This window comes from Pseudoalteromonas sp. PSi26, assembly GCF_054960575.1.
This window is the reverse complement of record NZ_JBHNYT010000002.1, coordinates 63,602-80,081: the sequence shown is the minus strand read 5'-3', so window position 1 is coordinate 80,081 and position 16,480 is coordinate 63,602. Positions and strand designations below refer to the sequence as shown.

Genomic DNA, 16,480 nt, shown 5'->3' with positions numbered 1-16,480 from the left:
TTACCGTAAATTAAATAAAATTGCTTGCTTGTGGATCAAAAAAGGCACCAAATGGTGCCTAATTTCTCTCAATAGCGTATTTTTTAGCGTTACGCTTTTTCAAGCAGCGTACGAGCAACTGTTCGCATACCTTGTGTTGTTGCGCCAGCAGCCCACTGACTTGTGCTACCCATATTAAATGCAGCCGCTAAGTCAATGTGTACCCAACCTTTGCCATCGTTTGGTACAAAGCGTGATAAGAAGCCAGCAGCATTTGATGCACCGCCATAGCCGCCACCTTTTTGCGCGCGGCTATTAGCCGTATCAGCATAAGGTGATGGACAGTTTTGTTGGTGCCACTTTTCAAGTGGTAATGGCCAAGCGGCTTCCATTTCTTGAGAAGCAAAGCCTTCAACTTCACGTGCCAGCTCTTTATCAAGTGCAAACAACGCATTGTATTCTTGGCCAACAGCAACCAACGCAGCGCCTGTTAATGTTGCTGCGTCAATAATTAAAGGTGCGCCCGTTTCGCCAGCAGCCATTAGACCATCGGCAAGCACTAAACGCCCTTCTGCATCCGTGTTTACAATTTCAACGGTTGTGCCATTTTTGTAAGTAAGAATGTCGCCTAATTTGTAAGCGTGGCCAGAAATTAAGTTCTCAGCACAGCATAAAAATAATTTAATACGCTTTTCAATACCGCGATTAATAGCAAGTGCTAAACCAGCCGTTACTGTTGCAGCACCACCCATATCACACTTCATCCCTAGCATGCCTTCGCTTGACTTAATTGAATAACCGCCCGAATCAAACGTAATACCTTTACCCACAAGGGCTGCACTGACTGGTGCGTTATCGTCGCCTGTAGGGTTGTAATCAAGCTCTAATAATACCGGTGGGCGAACACTCCCACGACCAACAGCATGAATACCAATCCATTGTTGCTCTAATAACGCATCGCCTTTAATTATTTGGTAGCTTACGTGCTCAGGAGCCAGTGATTGAATAAACTCAGCGGCTTTTTCTGCAAGGCTTTCAGGGTAAATATCGTCTGCAGTGCCGTTAACCATTTCACGCGCCCACGTTGCTGAGCTTTTTAAATGCGCAAGTTCTTGCAGATCAGATTGTGCGTTATCAACAAACTCAACACCGTTTAATAGTTTAGGTGTGACAAAACCTTGATAAAAAGCCCATTGGCTTTCTGTGCACCATGTATCGCCCGCAAGTTCAACGTGTTTAACGCCTTGATTGGCAATAGTACGCGCTGCTTTTTGAACATTTTTTAATGTTTCTTGCTCAGATAAATGAACGGTTGCACCACGTTCGTTAAATGACAACGTTGCGCTTTCGCCCCAATGACTCGGTGCTGCGTGTTCGCTTAGTTGAACAACAAATTTTTCACTCATGTTAGAATATCCTTGCACTTAAATGTGCTGTTGAGTCTACTATAGTGCGCCTAAGTTCCCAACAGCTTGAGATAAATAACCCTCATCACACTATTAACCACATTGGACATAACCATGAAGTACACACCAGCATTGCAATCGGCCACATTAATTAAACGCTACAAGCGGTTTTTGGCTGATTTAAAACTCGGTGATGGCGCTGAGTTTACCGCGCATTGTGCTAACACAGGAAAAATGACAGGCTGCGCAGAGCCAGGTTTTACTGCTTTTTATTCAACAAGCGATAACGTAAAACGAAAGTATCCACACTCATTAGAGCTGACCAAAAATAATTTAGGACACCTTATATGTGTTAATACAGCGGTCGCTAATAAGGTGGTAGAAGAAGCAATTAATCATAATGTAATTAATGAACTAACTGGCTATGAGCAACTTCAAAGTGAAGTTAAATATGGCAGTGAAAACAGTCGCATCGACTTTTTACTCACAAGCCCAAATACAAAAAATTGCTACGTTGAAGTTAAATCAGTCACCTTGCTAAGCCAAGATGAACCGCATAGCGGCCAAGGCTATTTTCCTGATGCACAAACATTACGTGGACAAAAACACCTTCGCGAGCTCATTGAAGTGGTCGAACAAGGCCATCGCGCCGTACTACTGTTCGCTGTTTTACATGAAGGTATAAATGCAGTGAGCGCAGCAGCGCATATCGACGAAAAATACGCACAACTTTTACAAAAAGCCATTGCTAGCGGTGTTGAAGTAGTAGTGTATAAAGCACTCATTTGTGAAAATGAAGTGGTGCTTCATAAAAAAATAGCATTTATACAGTAATGTATAACCAAACAATTACATCAGGTAATTAGAACAAGCAACGCGATGAAAATGATTGATGCAATAAAAATCAATTCCAGAGTTAGCCTTGTTTTTTAAAATTTTGCCCATATATAAAGGCAAGTTTTATAAACCAGTAAGTTAGTTAATTAAGCACCATCATTAACGCACTTTTTACTCGCAAAGCATGGTTGAAGCTAATTCGTATAATTAAAAATAAATTTGCCTAGGGTATAAGTTTCTGTTATTTATACCGCCGGCTAATGCTGAGGCATTAAATTAAGGATTTAGGAGAGAGTTATGCCAGACCAAAAGAAACATGGTTTATTGGCTCAAGCCGGTTTAGAACCATACCAAGAAAAACCAGGCGAAGAGTATATGAATGAAGCACAACGTGCTCATTTCAAAACGATTTTAGAAACTTGGCGTAACGATTTACGTAACGAAGTTGATCGTACAAAGTCGCATATGCAAGACGAAGCTGCTAACTTTCCTGACCCAGTTGACCGCGCTGCACAAGAAGAAGAGTTCTCTTTAGAACTTCGCACTCGTGACCGCGAACGCAAATTAATTAAAAAAATTGAAAAAACAATTATTTTAATTAAAGAAGATGATTTTGGCTTTTGTGAGTCTTGTGGAATCGAAATTGGTATTCGCCGCTTAGAAGCGCGACCAACTGCTGATTTATGCGTAGACTGTAAAACACTTGCAGAAATTAAAGAAAAACAAGCTGGACGCGGCTAATTAACCTCATTAATTAGCATGTCACCTGCAGCCGTTACTGCGCCTATGCGCAACTATCGCGGTCGTTTTGCACCGTCTCCTTCTGGGCCACTTCATTTTGGCTCACTTGTTGCGGCTGTAGGCAGCTACCTTGATGCAAAATCAAATAAAGGGTCTTGGCTCGTCCGTATCGAAGATATAGACACCACTCGAGTGGTAAAAAATGCCGACACCGATATCCTAAATACCTTACAAGCCTATTGCCTCCACTGGGACGAACCGGTTGTATATCAAACCAAACGGCTCGATTTATACCAAGACGTCGTCAGCTCACTTGAAAATCAAAACTGTGTTTATGCCTGCCAATGTAGCCGAAAACAAATAAAAGCATTGGGTGGAATTTATCAAGGTCAGTGTAAAAATCTTGGACATTCAACCGATTCAGGCGCACTTCGTTTAACACAATGCCATGCAACCACATATTTTAACGATCTGATTCAAGGTGATATTAGTGTTTGTAGTGAGCTGGCCCACGAAGATTACATAATAAAACGAAGTGATGGCTTATTTGCCTACCAATTAGTGGTTGTTGTTGACGATATTGATCAAGGCATAAATCGCATTGTTAGAGGCGCCGATTTAATAGAACCCACAGCACGACAAATCAGTTTATTTAAACAGCTCAATCATCCTATCCCTGAGTTTGCCCACTTACCTCTAGCCGTTGCCAAGCCGGGCTTTAAACTATCTAAACAAAACTACGCCCCTGCAATTAGTAAAATAGAGCCAAAACCCGCATTAATAAGTGCCTTTGAATTTTTAGGCTTGCCAACTCATGCTGATTTAACGGATTTAACCACCGAGCAGCTGGTTGAATGGGGTGTAAATACCTTTGAGTTAAAGCAAGTACCTAAAGTTGCTGAAATACAAATTTCTCAGTAGCAAACAACTCAAGTCAACTAATTTACTAAACTGTGTAAATAAAATCGCGAAAAACAGCTTAATTTCAACACATCAACTTAATTTTTAAACCCTGCTGGTATATGATAGCCGCCTAAATATATGCTATTTAAGTAAGACAGTAAGTATTGGGGGTTAATACCACTATTTGCGGTTGTTTTTGATTGTGATGACATGCCAATCAACACCTTCTAGGAGACGGATTATTATTTCCAAGCTTTTTCAATTTTGCCGACAGATAATCGGCCCAAATACGAGTGCTGAAAATGCCTCTGTAAGCAGCGAACCATTAGTAATCACACGCGGTGAGCATGGTATTTCTCGTAAACAATTTAGCCCAAATGCAATCAAAGTGTTATACCGATTAAAAGACGGTGGCTATGATGCCTACCTGGTTGGTGGTTGTATTCGCGATATATTGTTAGGCCAACAACCTAAAGACTTTGATGTAGTCACTAACGCAACACCCGACCAAGTTAAAAAGCTATTTAGGAACTGTAGATTAATTGGTCGCCGCTTTCGTTTAGCGCACATTGTTTTTGGCCGAGAAATTATTGAAGTGGCAACCATGCGTGGCCATCACGAAGCGCCTGAGTCTAAAAACCAAATAAGCCAATCAAGTACTGAAGGGCAATTATTACGCGACAACGTATTTGGTAGCATTGAAGAAGATGCCGAGCGCCGCGATTTTTCAATTAATGCTTTGTATTACTCAATTAACGACTTTAGCATTCACGATTACGCCAATGGTTTAGCCGCTATTAAAGCAAAACAAATTGAGCTTATAGGCGATCCCGAAACACGCTACCGTGAAGATCCCGTGCGTATGTTACGCGCAGTACGATTTGCAACAAAGCTTGATATGAGCATTGCGCCAAATAGCGAAAAGCCGATCAGCGAGCTTGCCAGCTTACTTGATAACATTCCACCGGCGCGTTTGTTTGAAGAAGTGCTTAAACTGTTTTTAAACGGTAAAGCTGAAGCTAACTTTTTAATGCTTCGCCAATACGGGCTTTTCCGTGCATTATTTCCTGCGCTTGATAAAATTTTAGAAGCCAACCCAAATGGTTTAGAACAAGCCTTTGTTCAGCAAATGTTTCAAAATACCGACAAACGCATAAATGCTGATAAAAAAGTAACGCCTGCATTTATTTTTGCCGCGCTATTATGGTTCCCACTTTTAGCAATAACCAAAAAGCTTCAAGCAGAAGAACAACTTAGCGAGTACGATGCCTTTGCACAAGCAATGAATAAAGTACTTAGCGAAAGCGCACAACATATTGCAGTTCCAAAACGCTTTACGTTGGGTGCGCGCGATATTTGGCACATCCAGCACCGTTTAGATAAACGTGCAGGCCAACGTGCGTACAGGTTAACGCAACAACCGCGCTTTAAAGCCGCTTACGACTTTTTATTATTGCGCGTTGATGCGGGTGAAACTGAGCATAAAGAACTTGCACAGTGGTGGACTCAATACCTTAGCCAAGATATTAACGGTCAAAAAGACATGGTTAAAAACTTAGGTCATCAAGGTGGTCCAAAGCCGCGTAAACGCTCTCGTCGCCGCGCACCAAGAAAGCCAGCTGAGTAATAACATGAACTGTGTTTATTTAGGGTTAGGTGCTAACTTAAACTCGCCTAAACAACAGCTTGATAACGCGATTGCGGCACTTAAAAAACTGCCGCATAGCGAGTTTGTAAGCGTGTCTCACTATTACGCAAGTAAACCTATGGGACCGCAAGACCAACCCGACTACATTAACGCAGTTGCATGTATTAATACCCATCTTGAACCAGAACAGCTACTTGATTTAACACAAAAAATTGAACTAGAGCACGGCCGTGTTAGAAAAGCTGAACGTTGGGGTCCTCGAACGCTAGACATAGATACCCTTTTGTTTGGTAATAAAATTATTAATACTGCACGCTTAACTGTGCCCCATTATGGCTTGAACGAACGCGAGTTTGTGGTGTATCCACTGCTTGAACTTGCGCCAGAACTTATTTTACCCAGCGGCATTGCACTAAAAACCATTGCAACTAATTTACCGCTCAACGACTTACAACAATTACCTCTGTAATTAACCAAGGCTTATGCCTGCGAGGAATATTATGTCTAAAATAACCGTTTCTACTTTAAATAAAATGAAAGCAGAAAATAACAAAATCACAGCATTAACTGCTTACGATGCAAGCTTTGCAAAGTTATTTCATGATAATGGCGTTAACGTTATTTTAGTCGGTGATTCATTAGGTATGGTGCTGCAAGGCGGTGATGATACGCTTGGCGTAACCAACCAAGATATTGCTTACCATACGCGCTGTGTGCGTGCAGGAAGCCGTGAATTATTTGTTATTGCTGACATGCCATTTATGACATATTCAAGCGTTAACGACACGTGTAAAAATGCCGCAGAACTTATGCGCGCTGGTGCAAACATGGTTAAACTTGAAGGTGGCGAATGGCTTTACGACAGTATTAAAGCGCTTACTCAACAAGGTATTCCTGTGTGTGGGCACTTAGGCCTTACCCCTCAATCTGTGCACGTATTTGGCGGCTTTAAAATCCAAGGGCGCGAAGAAGACAAAGCACAAAAAATGATTGATGATGCAAAAGCACTGGAAGCCGCTGGCGCACAATTATTAGTACTTGAGTGTATCCCGAGTGCATTGGCAAAACGTATTACTGATGCGCTTAGTATTCCAACCATTGGCATTGGTGCTGGTAATGTGACCGATGGTCAAATATTAGTAATGCACGACCTTGTGGGTATTTCGGCAGGTTATATTCCAAAATTTTCAAAAAACTTTTTATTAGAAACTGGCAACATGCCAGCGGCCGTTCAAAAATATTGTACCGATGTAAAAAGTGGCGCTTTTCCAAGTGCTGAACATGAGTTTAAATAATGCAGTCAATTACTGAAATTAAATCATTACGTAGTCAAATTAAAGCATGGCGACAAGCGGGCTTGAGTGTGGCGTTTGTCCCAACAATGGGCAATTTACACCGAGGACACTTTTCACTCGTTGAAAAAGCAAAAACTTTAGCTGATAAAGTGGTTGTTAGTATTTTTGTAAACCCAATGCAATTTGGCGCTAACGAAGATTTAGATAACTACCCACGTACATTATCAGAGGACAAACAAGGCCTTGCAGAATTAGGTACTGATATTGTATTTACACCAAGTGTAAGCACAATTTATCCAAATGGGCTTGGTGAGCAAAGCTTTGTTGACGTACCAGGCGTGTCGCTTGGTTACTGTGGTGGTTCGCGCCCTGGGCACTTTAAAGGCGTTGCAACTGTTGTGACTAAGCTATTTAACCTAGTGCAACCTGACTACGCTTGCTTTGGTGAAAAAGACTTTCAGCAACTGCAAGTGATTAAAACGATGGCCCGCGACCTATCTATGCCTGTTGAAATTATTGGTGTACCCACCATGCGTGAAGTATCAGGGCTTGCTATGAGCTCACGTAATGGCTACCTATCAGCAGAGCAAAAAACAACAGCAACTGCTTTATTTAAAGCGCTAGGCCAGTGTGCCGAGCAGCTTAAGCAAGGGAATAAAGATTTCACTTCGCTTAAAACACATGCTAAGCAAAGCCTAGAGCAAGCAGGCTTAAAGCCAGACTATTTTGAGATAGCTCAACGAGATACCTTAAAAACTGCTACACTCGATGATAACCATTTTGTTATTTTAGCCGCCGCCTTTTTAGGCTCTGTGAGATTAATTGACAACATGCAGGTCGATATTTAATTTATTGAGCTCACTTTAAGGATTTAAAATGCATATATTAATAAAAATAAGCGTAGTTGCCCTCACTTTTTTTGTTTTAGCCGGTTGTCAAAACCATGTTGAAAATGCCGAGATGAACCAATGTGCTCAACAAAACTTTCGCTGCGAAAGCACCTGCGAGCAACAAACAACAGCTGAAGGGCTTAAGCAACAAGTATGTTCTGCTAAATGTGTAGAAACATACAATCAATGTAAAGCACGTGCTGAAAAGTTAGGTGGTATTTAATTCACTAAAATGTTTAATTTTAAGCACAAAAAAAACCGCTCAATGAGCGGTTTTTTTTTGCTTAGGTTTATTATTTTAAACCTAGCTTTTTAAGCTCTACTTCAACTAGCTTTGCAGAAAGAGGAACATAACCATCTTTTTCTACAATTTGTTGACCGTCTTTTGATAGAATCATTTTTAAGAATTCAGCTTCCATCGGAGACAAGGCTTTATTTGGGTGCTTGTTAACGTACACGTATAAAAAGCGAGAAAGTGGGTATTTACCTTGCGCAACATTATCAAGTGTTGCATCTACAAAGTTAGTGCCTTTTTTAGATAATGGAACAGTACGTACACCTGACGTTTTGTAACCAATACCTGAGTAGCCAATTGCGTTCAGTGAAGATGAAATTGATTGTACTACAGATGCAGAACCCGGTTGTTCATTTACGTTATTACGGAAGTCACCTTTACACAGTGCTTTTTTCTTAAAGTAACCGTAAGTACCTGATACAGAGTTACGGCCGTATAATTGAATATCGCGTGCTGCCCAGCTACCTTCAAGGCCTACATCGCTCCAACGGTTAACTTGCTCTGACGCACCACATTTACGAGTTGATGAGAAAATAGCATCAACTTGGTCAATACGAAGACCTTCAATTGGGTTATCTTTGTGTACATAAACAGCAAGTGCATCAATAGCTACGCGAACTGCTGTTGGTTTGTAACCGTAACGCTTTTCAAACGCTTCGATTTCTTTTGATTTCATTGCGCGGCTCATTGGACCTAGGTTAGCAGTACCTTCGGTTAATGCTGGAGGCGCTGTAGAAGAACCTGCCGCTTGAATTTGAATGTTTACATTTGGGTAAATACGTTTGTACTCTTCAGCCCAAAAGGTCATCATGTTAGCTAAAGTGTCAGAACCTACTGATGAAAAGTTGCCTGATACACCGCTGATTTTTTGATACTCAGGAATGTCTTGATCTAAAGCCACTGCTTGAGCAGATACGAAAGTTGTAACAGCCACACCCATTGCGGCAACTAAATTTTTAAATTTCATGTGGGTTCTCCGATTTGTTCGTCCCATTTTCTAACTGCTGCCCACTCTAAAGTGAGTACATGACAATGATATGACTCTTAAATGACACTTTTATGACTTTACCAAAACATGTTGTTTATTTTGGGGTTCAACTATCTTATCTATTGAAAAACAAAAAGAAAAACAAGAACCCTTTCCAACTTCACTGGTGATATTTAATTTACTATCGTGGCGTGTTAACACATGCTTTGTAATTGCCAAGCCTAAACCAGACCCACCAGTGGTTCTGCTTCGTGCTTTATCAACACGATAAAACCGCTCAGTCAGTCGATTAATATGCTCTGCAGCAATGCCATCACCGTTATCAATAACAGTAAAACAAGCCATATTATTTTTACGAAGCCAGCTAACCTGTATTTTTCCGCCGGGTTTAGTGTAATGAATAGCGTTAAAGACTAAATTAGAAAACGCACTACGCAGCTCATCTTCAGAGCCTTTTATGTCGAGTGTGTTATCTATATCAAATAGTAATTCGTGGCCTTTGTCTTGATTAATAGACTGGGCTTCTGTTTGAATATAGCCAAGTAACTGAGGTACATTAATTGCTTTATCGTTATCTTGTCGGCGTGAGCCTTCTATACGGGAAAGGGATAATAACTGGCTGACCAAACTGTCCATACGTTTACACTGCTCAAGCATGGTCGTTTGTGCTTTATTCCACATTGCAGGAGGCGGTAAGTTGTCGCTGTCCATCATTTCAAGGTAGCCTGTAACCACCGTAAGCGGCGTACGAAGCTCATGCGATACATTAGCAACAAAGTCTTTACGCATTTGTTCAAGCTGCTTTAAACGGGTTACGTCGCGCACCACAACCATTAACTGCGTAGTTGCATAGGGCATTACCCTAAACTCAAGCACTTGCTCAATAGCATGGCCATTATCTAGTTCTAGTGCTTCGTCAAAATCACCTTTGTGCATATATTTTGCAAACTTAGGTTCGCGTATTAAGTTATCTAAGCGCTGCCCATGATCGGTTGGCCACTGCAGCCCTAACACTTTAAGCGCCAGTTGATTACACCACACAATGCTTAAATCGGTTTGAAGCACAATAACGGCATCGGGTACCGCTTCGGCCCCATCACGAAATCGCCTAATTAAATCGGCCAATTCATTGCGTTTTTTTCGGTTACGGTGTTGTAGATGATAAATGCCTTCAAACACTTGCTCCCATGCACCTTCGCCTTCAGGCGGGTTAAAACTGCGCTGATTTAAAAGCCAATCGCTTAAACGGTATAATTGATGATAATGCCAAACAAGAAGTGAAAAGGAGCCTAAAAATAAAAGCAAAAAAGGTGCGCCAACTAGCACACCAATTAATAGTAAGGGTAAAAAATAGATAAACAGACGTTTTATTAACGCCTGCTTATTAACAACTCGATACATACACTCACTTTACCTTAGAGTAGTTATACACGTATAAAACTAAGCTGGTGTTTAACTAGGTTATAGTTTACTTGAAAAACGGTACCCTGCACCACGAACTGTTTGAACCAGACGATCGTGTCCTAACGGGCCAATTGCTTTGCGTAAACGGCGAATGTGAACATCAACAGTGCGGTCTTCAACGTACACATTGGTTCCCCACACATGATCTAACAATTGTTCACGGCTGTAAACCCGTTCTGGGTGAGTCATGAAAAAGTGAAGGAGCCTAAATTCAGTAGGGCCCATATCAAGCTCATTTCCTTCAGAAGTAACACGGTGGGAAATAGGGTCTAAACGCAAGCCATGCACTTCAATCGCTTCTTCTAAAGAGGTTGGCGACACACGACGAATAACCGCTTTAATACGCGCCATTAATTCTTTTGGCGAAAACGGTTTAGTTACGTAGTCGTCAGCGCCTACTTCTAAGCCGCGTACTTTGTCTTCTTCTTCACCGCGTGCTGTAAGCATAATAATAGGTATTTGGCGCGTATGTTCGTTTTGCTTAAACTTTTTAGCAATTTGAATACCGCTTCCGCCAGGCAACATCCAATCAAGCAATACCATATCAGGGTAAGGCTCAACCATTGCAGCAATAGCAGAATCATAATCTTCAGCTTCAATTGCCTGAAATCCATTTTGCTCTAATACAAAAACAAGCATCTCTCTGATAGGCGCTTCGTCGTCTACGACTAGTACTTTACGTGACATTCCAATTTATCTCTTAAGCTATCGAATAAGTTTTCATTATTATGACTAAGTATTACATTTTTATGAAAGTGTAACGTGTAAATTAAAATCGGGGTAAAAAAAAGCCAAATTAATAATAAAAACCTCATTACTGTCATAAATTTATATATTTTAAAAATTGAATAAAAACATTTTTAGTACTTACAGAAGTTAAATTTTTAATATGATCGAATACTCAGATCATTGCTTTACCAAGTTTGTATTTACTTAGCTTTTAATAGATCTGGATTTTACTAAGCTTAACTTTAAAGATCAGATTTTTACCAAGGCGATCAATGTTGAGATCAATACTCTACCTACTCAAAAAGTTAAGCTGTTGATTGTTTGTACAAATAAAAAAGATCTGATTATTTTTAATGCTAAATAAAGCTAAAAATTACGTTTACTTAGTAAAGCAATGATCCAAAACACCCTGTGTTAGTAAATGAGTGATCCCAAATAATACCGTTGGTAATTGCATGATCTGCTCTTGGCAGGCAATAAAAAAGCCAGTAATAATATTACTGGCCTTTACACATTGATCTGTTTAATCAATCGATTATTTAATCTGTGGTGCTAACTCGCCGCTTAAGTACTTAAGGTGCATGTCATCAAGAGAAATTGGTTTAATTTTACCAGCCTGCCCTGCCGTTCCAAACGAGTTGTAACGCGCAACACAAATCTCTGTCATCGCTTTTGTAGCTTCTGCTAGGTATTTACGTGGATCAAAGTTAGATGGGTTAAGCGCCATATGACGACGAATAGCACCGGTAGACGCTAAACGTAAATCGGTATCAATATTTACTTTACGAACACCGTGCTTAATACCTTCAACAATTTGCTCAACTGGTACACCGTAGGTTTCAGGAATTTCGCCACCGTACTGGTTTATGATCTCTAACCATTCTTGTGGTACCGACGACGATCCGTGCATTACTAAATGCGTGTTAGGAATACGTGCATGAATGGCTTTAATGCGATCAATTGCTAAAATATCATCTGTTGGTGGGCGCGTAAATTTGTAAGCCCCGTGCGATGTACCACATGCAATAGCAAGCGCATCAACATGGGTTTTATTTACAAAGTCAGCGGCTTCTTCAGGATCAGTTAGCATTTGATCAGTTGTTAATTTGCCTTCTGCGCCTACACCGTCTTCTTCGCCCGCTTCACCCGTTTCAAGTGAACCTAATACACCTAGCTCGCCCTCAACCGATACACCGCACGCATGTGCCATAGCGACTGTTTCGCGAGTAACTTCAACGTTGTAATCATAACTTGAAGGCGTTTTACCATCGCTCATTAACGAGCCATCCATCATTACTGATGAAAAACCAAGTTGAATTGAACGCTGACAAACTCCGGGCGAAGTGCCGTGATCTTGATGCATTACGACAGGGATATGTGGCCATTCTTCAACGGCTGCTAAAATCATATGGCGAATAAATGGTGCACCGGCATAAGCACGAGCGCCTGCTGATCCTTGAACGATTACTGGGCTGTTTGTTTTGTCAGCCGCTTCCATTATTGCGCGCATTTGCTCTTGGTTATTCACGTTAAAAGCGGGTACGCCGTAACCATGCTCAGCTGCATGATCTAAGAGTTGTCGCATACTGATTAAAGCCATTGGGTATTCTCCAATTTATCGATAGCATTTCACTGCCATCTAGTTTGAACGGATATGTTAGTTTGGCGTTTAAATAACACCACGAAAAATCACTGCTCAGCAGTAAAATTACGTCGAAATCAGTTATTAAATTAGGGTGAGAGGTATTTAATAACTAATTGTCGGCGAGGGTGTCCCCTCACCTTACACGGCTAAATAAATTTATTTAGCGCGCGACTCTAGCATTTCCACTGCTGGAAGTTTTTTGCCTTCTAAAAACTCTAAGAACGCACCACCACCGGTAGAAATATAAGATACTTTATCGGCTATGCCGTATTTATCAATTGCAGCTAAGGTATCACCGCCACCCGCAATTGAAAATGCGTTTGAATTAGCAATTGCTTGAGCAATAGCACGTGTGCCGTTGCCAAACTGATCAAACTCAAATACACCTACAGGACCATTCCATACGACCGTGCCTGCATTTGCAATAATTTTAGCAAGTTGGCTGGCGGTATCTGGACCAATATCAAAAATCATATCGTCGCTAGTCACTTCGCTTACATCTTTGAGCGTAGCAACTGCTGACTCTGAAAACTCATTACCTACCACTACATCCGTAGGAACTGGAATTTCACCATCGTTTGCTTTAGCTGCTGCACATAAACGATTTGCTTCATCCATTAAATCAGCTTCAAAAAGTGATTTACCTACCGGATTGCCTGCAGCTGCAATAAACGTATTAGCAATACCGCCGCCAGTTACTAGCTGGTCAACAATTTTAGAAAGCGAGTCTAATACAGTTAGTTTAGTCGAAACTTTTGAACCACCCACAATAGCCACTAATGGGCGAGCAGGGTTATCAAGTGCTTTGCCTAGTGCTTCAAGTTCAGCCGATAGTAATGGGCCTGCACAGGCTACATCTGCAAATAAGCCAACGCCATGAGTAGAGGCTTGTGCGCGGTGAGCTGTACCAAAGGCATCCATTACGTATACATCACATAATGCTGCAAGTTGTTTTGATAACGCCTCATCGTTTTTCTTCTCGCCTTTATTAAAGCGCACGTTTTCAAATACAACCACTTCGTTATCAGCTACATTTACGCCATTTAAGTAGTCTTTTTCAAGACGTACTGTTTGCTCTAAGGCATCGTTTAAATAGTCAGCTACAGGTGCAAGCGAGTATTCTTCGTTGTATTCCCCTTCCGTAGGACGGCCAAGGTGTGACATAACCATTACTTTAGCACCTTTCTCAAGCGCTAATTTAATAGTAGGTAGTGCAGCGCGAATACGCGCATCTGACGTCACTTTACCTGCTTTAACTGGTACATTTAAATCTTCACGAATTAATACGCGTTTGCCGTTTAAATCTAAATCTGCCATTTTTATGACCGACATGAATATCTCCTTAGTTAACGATACTGAACCTGAAAAATACGTTTAAATTATTATAGTAATATAAAAAGTTACTGAGTTACTGCAACCATCGCACGCGCTGTATCGAGCATACGATTTGCAAATCCCCACTCATTATCACACCAAACAAGTAACTTTATCAGCCGTTTGTGACTAACTCGTGTCTGTGTGCCATCAATAATACAAGAATGTGGATCGTGATTAAAATCAACTGATACAAGCGGCTCTTCGGTGTAGCTTAAAATACCTTCGAGTCTATCTTTTGCTTGTGCTTTAAGTGCATTATTAACAGCCTTTAAATCTACATCGGCATTAACCGTTACACTTAAATCCATAGCCGTTACATTAATTGTTGGAACGCGAACAGCTATGGCCTCAAAGCGACCTTCAAATTTAGGTAATATACGGTCTATACCGCGGGCAAGTTTTGTATCTACCGGAATAATAGACTGACTCGCAGCGCGGGTACGGCGTAAATCATGATGGTACGCGTCAATCACTTGTTGATCGTTCATCGATGCATGAATAGTGGTAATAGCACCCGACTCAATGCCAAACGCATCGTCTAAAACCTTTATAACTGGCACTACACAGTTTGTAGTACACGAGCCGTTAGATACAATAGTGTGCTCGCTTTTAAGCTCATCGTCGTTTATGCCGTAAACAATAGTGGCATCTACGTCGTTATCAGCCGGATGCGAAAACAACACCTTTTTGGCGCCCGCTGTAATGTGTAATTGTGCATGCTCACGCGAGTGATAAACACCGGTACATTCAAGTACCACATCTACATCAAGGGTTTGCCAAGGTAATTCTACTGGGTTTTCTTCACAAAAAAGTGCAATGGTATCGCCTGCAACACTAATGGTGTCTTCACCAAGTTTTACAGGAAAAGAAAAACGACCGTGGGACGTGTCGTATTTTAATAAATGAGCAATAGCTTCAGGGTCAGCCAGTTCGTTAATGGCAACAATTTTAATTTCGTCGCTCAAACCTGACTCGTACAACGCGCGGACAATATTTCGACCAATACGACCAAAACCATTAATTGCAAGTTTGATTGCCATGAAATATAAAATCCACTCTTTTAGCGTGCAGATAAAGGCTATGTGCCTTTTAGATGCCTGTATTGTAATCGACCTTGCGCCTGATTATAAGAGGGGGCGATTAGAAACTTTAAATTAACGTTGAAAATCCCCACATAGCATTAAAGTATACACGTTAAAATTTGCTTATAACCCGCTTCCATTGTGTGTGTTCGTACCAGAGGAAGTTCCTCCACCAAAGCTTTTAGGTATGCTTTTGGGCTTATCCTGTGAGCGATAAAACAACCACAAACCAACCGCAGCAAACAACGGAATTAACCAGACCAATATGACTTGCGCCACTTTTTGAAAAACCTCTAAATCATCGCGCTTTATTAAAAGAACGCTAACAATGAGATTCAGTAATGCAGTGACACCAAACCCAATATAAAAATACTTTAATTCCATTTCTCTAATGCCTCATACCCTAATTGTTATTTTATCTCTAAATCAAACACCACGTTTATAGATGATTCAAATGTTATAGAAATTTCTAAATAACGCCCCGCTGCAAAAGGAGACTCACTCATTTTCGAACCAGTCACATCAATGCGCTCAACATACATTGAATGATAGCCATAATTTGAGCGATTGTTATTAGAATTAATACTATAAATATTTCCAAGAGATGCACCAAATGAACTCGCTAGTACTTTACCTTTAACTTTCGCATTTTCTACTGCATTCTGCGTAGCCTGAGCTTCCAACTCTTTGGCTTTTGAAGACAGTAACTCTATATTAGTTACTTCATTTATTTTTACACTCAATGCAAAATCAACAATTTCATTCATCTTGTTAATATCATCAATAGTAACTTTGAGTGAACGCGAAGCAATGTAACCTACCCGTTTTTCTTCACCACTTTCTAAATATTGCATATCAGCAGTAGTTAATAAATTTGAGGCTGATACTGCCGACTCTGCGACCCCATATTTATCTAAACCATTTAAAAATAAATTAACCCTAGCATCCACATCACGTTTTGCATCAAGTGATTCTTTTTTCATACTAACCACCTCAAATGAAATTTTGGCTATATCTGGTTTAGCTAATACCTCACCCTTCCCCTGGACAGCAATATGTCTATTCGGCGGCAAACTTGAATTTGCAAACGTAACAAGTGGAAATAAGGCAATAAAAATAGCGATGATAAGTTTCATATTCGTTCCTTGAAAAAGTGAAATTATGACTTATATGCCTACACCTATAAGTAACATTTAATAAT

Annotated in this window: 17 protein-coding genes; 8 read left to right on the top strand and 9 right to left on the bottom strand. The window is 40.7% G+C overall.

Features of this window, described 5'->3' with window-relative positions; genetic code table 11:
- Positions 1 to 89: 89 nt before the first annotated feature.
- The gene (pepB, locus tag ACFI34_RS02380) at positions 90 to 1,385 is read right to left on the bottom strand and encodes an aminopeptidase PepB (protein WP_138527772.1); all 1,296 of its coding nucleotides are present in this window, start codon (positions 1,383 to 1,385) and stop codon (positions 90 to 92) included.
- 114 nt (positions 1,386 to 1,499) lie between these two features.
- Between pepB and sfsA the strand changes: the two genes are divergently transcribed.
- The 8 genes from sfsA to ACFI34_RS02340 all read left to right on the top strand — a co-directional run bounded on the left by sfsA (position 1,500) and on the right by ACFI34_RS02340 (position 7,922).
- On the top strand, positions 1,500 to 2,219 hold the full coding sequence (sfsA, locus tag ACFI34_RS02375) for a DNA/RNA nuclease SfsA (protein ID WP_462672261.1): 720 nt from the start codon (positions 1,500 to 1,502) through the stop codon (positions 2,217 to 2,219).
- 300 nt (positions 2,220 to 2,519) lie between these two features.
- Positions 2,520 to 2,963, top strand: a complete 444-nt coding sequence (dksA, locus tag ACFI34_RS02370; protein ID WP_006791878.1) for an RNA polymerase-binding protein DksA — start codon at positions 2,520 to 2,522, stop codon at positions 2,961 to 2,963.
- Between the two features lie 18 nt (positions 2,964 to 2,981).
- On the top strand, positions 2,982 to 3,884 hold the full coding sequence (gene gluQRS, locus ACFI34_RS02365; RefSeq protein WP_462672260.1) for a tRNA glutamyl-Q(34) synthetase GluQRS: 903 nt from the start codon (positions 2,982 to 2,984) through the stop codon (positions 3,882 to 3,884).
- A 187-nt stretch (positions 3,885 to 4,071) separates the two neighbouring features.
- Positions 4,072 to 5,493, top strand: coding sequence for a polynucleotide adenylyltransferase PcnB (pcnB, locus tag ACFI34_RS02360; protein ID WP_462672462.1), 1,422 nt, complete (start codon positions 4,072 to 4,074; stop codon positions 5,491 to 5,493).
- 4 nt (positions 5,494 to 5,497) lie between these two features.
- A complete protein-coding gene (folK, locus tag ACFI34_RS02355) occupies positions 5,498 to 5,983 on the top strand; it encodes a 2-amino-4-hydroxy-6-hydroxymethyldihydropteridine diphosphokinase (RefSeq protein WP_058428428.1) in 486 nt (161 codons plus the stop codon).
- A 31-nt stretch (positions 5,984 to 6,014) separates the two neighbouring features.
- Positions 6,015 to 6,809, top strand: coding sequence for a 3-methyl-2-oxobutanoate hydroxymethyltransferase (panB, locus tag ACFI34_RS02350; protein WP_006791874.1), 795 nt, complete (start codon positions 6,015 to 6,017; stop codon positions 6,807 to 6,809).
- The gene (panC, locus tag ACFI34_RS02345; RefSeq protein ID WP_006791873.1) at positions 6,809 to 7,657 is read left to right on the top strand and encodes a pantoate--beta-alanine ligase; all 849 of its coding nucleotides are present in this window, start codon (positions 6,809 to 6,811) and stop codon (positions 7,655 to 7,657) included. Before panB ends, panC begins: the two co-directional genes overlap by 1 nt.
- A gap of 28 nt (positions 7,658 to 7,685) precedes the next feature.
- Positions 7,686 to 7,922, top strand: a complete 237-nt coding sequence (locus ACFI34_RS02340; protein ID WP_462672259.1) for a hypothetical protein — start codon at positions 7,686 to 7,688, stop codon at positions 7,920 to 7,922.
- A 70-nt stretch (positions 7,923 to 7,992) separates the two neighbouring features.
- Here ACFI34_RS02340 and ACFI34_RS02335 read toward each other — a convergent pair whose 3' ends face one another.
- The 8 genes from ACFI34_RS02335 to ACFI34_RS02300 form a co-directional block, all read right to left on the bottom strand.
- Positions 7,993 to 8,961, bottom strand: a complete 969-nt coding sequence (locus tag ACFI34_RS02335) for a PstS family phosphate ABC transporter substrate-binding protein (RefSeq protein WP_006791871.1) — start codon at positions 8,959 to 8,961, stop codon at positions 7,993 to 7,995.
- 90 nt (positions 8,962 to 9,051) lie between these two features.
- Positions 9,052 to 10,383 (bottom strand): phosphate regulon sensor histidine kinase PhoR, encoded by a 1,332-nt coding sequence (gene phoR / locus ACFI34_RS02330; protein WP_462672258.1) that lies wholly within the window; start codon positions 10,381 to 10,383, stop codon positions 9,052 to 9,054.
- Between the two features lie 60 nt (positions 10,384 to 10,443).
- Positions 10,444 to 11,133: a phosphate regulon transcriptional regulator PhoB gene (phoB, locus tag ACFI34_RS02325; protein ID WP_006791869.1), complete on the bottom strand. Its 690-nt coding sequence runs from the start codon at positions 11,131 to 11,133 to the stop codon at positions 10,444 to 10,446.
- A 577-nt stretch (positions 11,134 to 11,710) separates the two neighbouring features.
- Positions 11,711 to 12,775: a class II fructose-bisphosphate aldolase gene (fba, locus tag ACFI34_RS02320; RefSeq protein ID WP_462672257.1), complete on the bottom strand. Its 1,065-nt coding sequence runs from the start codon at positions 12,773 to 12,775 to the stop codon at positions 11,711 to 11,713.
- A gap of 201 nt (positions 12,776 to 12,976) precedes the next feature.
- Positions 12,977 to 14,152 carry a phosphoglycerate kinase gene (locus tag ACFI34_RS02315; RefSeq protein WP_462672256.1) on the bottom strand — a complete coding sequence of 392 codons (1,176 nt, stop codon included), beginning with the start codon at positions 14,150 to 14,152 and terminating at the stop codon, positions 12,977 to 12,979.
- A 68-nt stretch (positions 14,153 to 14,220) separates the two neighbouring features.
- Entirely contained in the window at positions 14,221 to 15,237 is a 1,017-nt protein-coding gene (gene epd / locus ACFI34_RS02310) for an erythrose-4-phosphate dehydrogenase (RefSeq protein WP_006791866.1), read from the bottom strand.
- A 165-nt stretch (positions 15,238 to 15,402) separates the two neighbouring features.
- A complete protein-coding gene (locus ACFI34_RS02305; protein ID WP_462672255.1) occupies positions 15,403 to 15,663 on the bottom strand; it encodes a hypothetical protein in 261 nt (86 codons plus the stop codon).
- Positions 15,664 to 15,689: 26 nt separating this feature from the next.
- Entirely contained in the window at positions 15,690 to 16,415 is a 726-nt protein-coding gene (locus ACFI34_RS02300; protein WP_462672254.1) for an SIMPL domain-containing protein, read from the bottom strand.
- Between the last annotated feature and the right edge of the window lie 65 nt (positions 16,416 to 16,480).

What these genes read in the sequence shown, in the direction of transcription:
- phoR (WP_462672258.1), bottom strand. Translation starts at nt 10,383, where the DNA reads ATGTATCGAGTTGTTAATAAGCAGGCGTTAATAAAACGTCTGTTTATC.
- ACFI34_RS02305 (WP_462672255.1), bottom strand. Translation starts at nt 15,663, where the DNA reads ATGGAATTAAAGTATTTTTATATTGGGTTTGGTGTCACTGCATTACTG.
- phoB (WP_006791869.1), bottom strand. Translation starts at nt 11,133, where the DNA reads ATGTCACGTAAAGTACTAGTCGTAGACGACGAAGCGCCTATCAGAGAG.
- epd (WP_006791866.1), bottom strand. Translation starts at nt 15,237, where the DNA reads ATGGCAATCAAACTTGCAATTAATGGTTTTGGTCGTATTGGTCGAAAT.
- fba (WP_462672257.1), bottom strand. Translation starts at nt 12,775, where the DNA reads ATGGCTTTAATCAGTATGCGACAACTCTTAGATCATGCAGCTGAGCAT.
- ACFI34_RS02315 (WP_462672256.1), bottom strand. Translation starts at nt 14,152, where the DNA reads ATGTCGGTCATAAAAATGGCAGATTTAGATTTAAACGGCAAACGCGTA.
- folK (WP_058428428.1), top strand. Translation starts at nt 5,498, where the DNA reads ATGAACTGTGTTTATTTAGGGTTAGGTGCTAACTTAAACTCGCCTAAA.
- pepB (WP_138527772.1), bottom strand. Translation starts at nt 1,385, where the DNA reads ATGAGTGAAAAATTTGTTGTTCAACTAAGCGAACACGCAGCACCGAGT.
- ACFI34_RS02300 (WP_462672254.1), bottom strand. Translation starts at nt 16,415, where the DNA reads ATGAAACTTATCATCGCTATTTTTATTGCCTTATTTCCACTTGTTACG.
- ACFI34_RS02340 (WP_462672259.1), top strand. Translation starts at nt 7,686, where the DNA reads ATGCATATATTAATAAAAATAAGCGTAGTTGCCCTCACTTTTTTTGTT.
- gluQRS (WP_462672260.1), top strand. Translation starts at nt 2,982, where the DNA reads ATGTCACCTGCAGCCGTTACTGCGCCTATGCGCAACTATCGCGGTCGT.
- panB (WP_006791874.1), top strand. Translation starts at nt 6,015, where the DNA reads ATGTCTAAAATAACCGTTTCTACTTTAAATAAAATGAAAGCAGAAAAT.
- dksA (WP_006791878.1), top strand. Translation starts at nt 2,520, where the DNA reads ATGCCAGACCAAAAGAAACATGGTTTATTGGCTCAAGCCGGTTTAGAA.
- pcnB (WP_462672462.1), top strand. Translation starts at nt 4,072, where the DNA reads ATGACATGCCAATCAACACCTTCTAGGAGACGGATTATTATTTCCAAG.
- sfsA (WP_462672261.1), top strand. Translation starts at nt 1,500, where the DNA reads ATGAAGTACACACCAGCATTGCAATCGGCCACATTAATTAAACGCTAC.
- panC (WP_006791873.1), top strand. Translation starts at nt 6,809, where the DNA reads ATGCAGTCAATTACTGAAATTAAATCATTACGTAGTCAAATTAAAGCA.
- ACFI34_RS02335 (WP_006791871.1), bottom strand. Translation starts at nt 8,961, where the DNA reads ATGAAATTTAAAAATTTAGTTGCCGCAATGGGTGTGGCTGTTACAACT.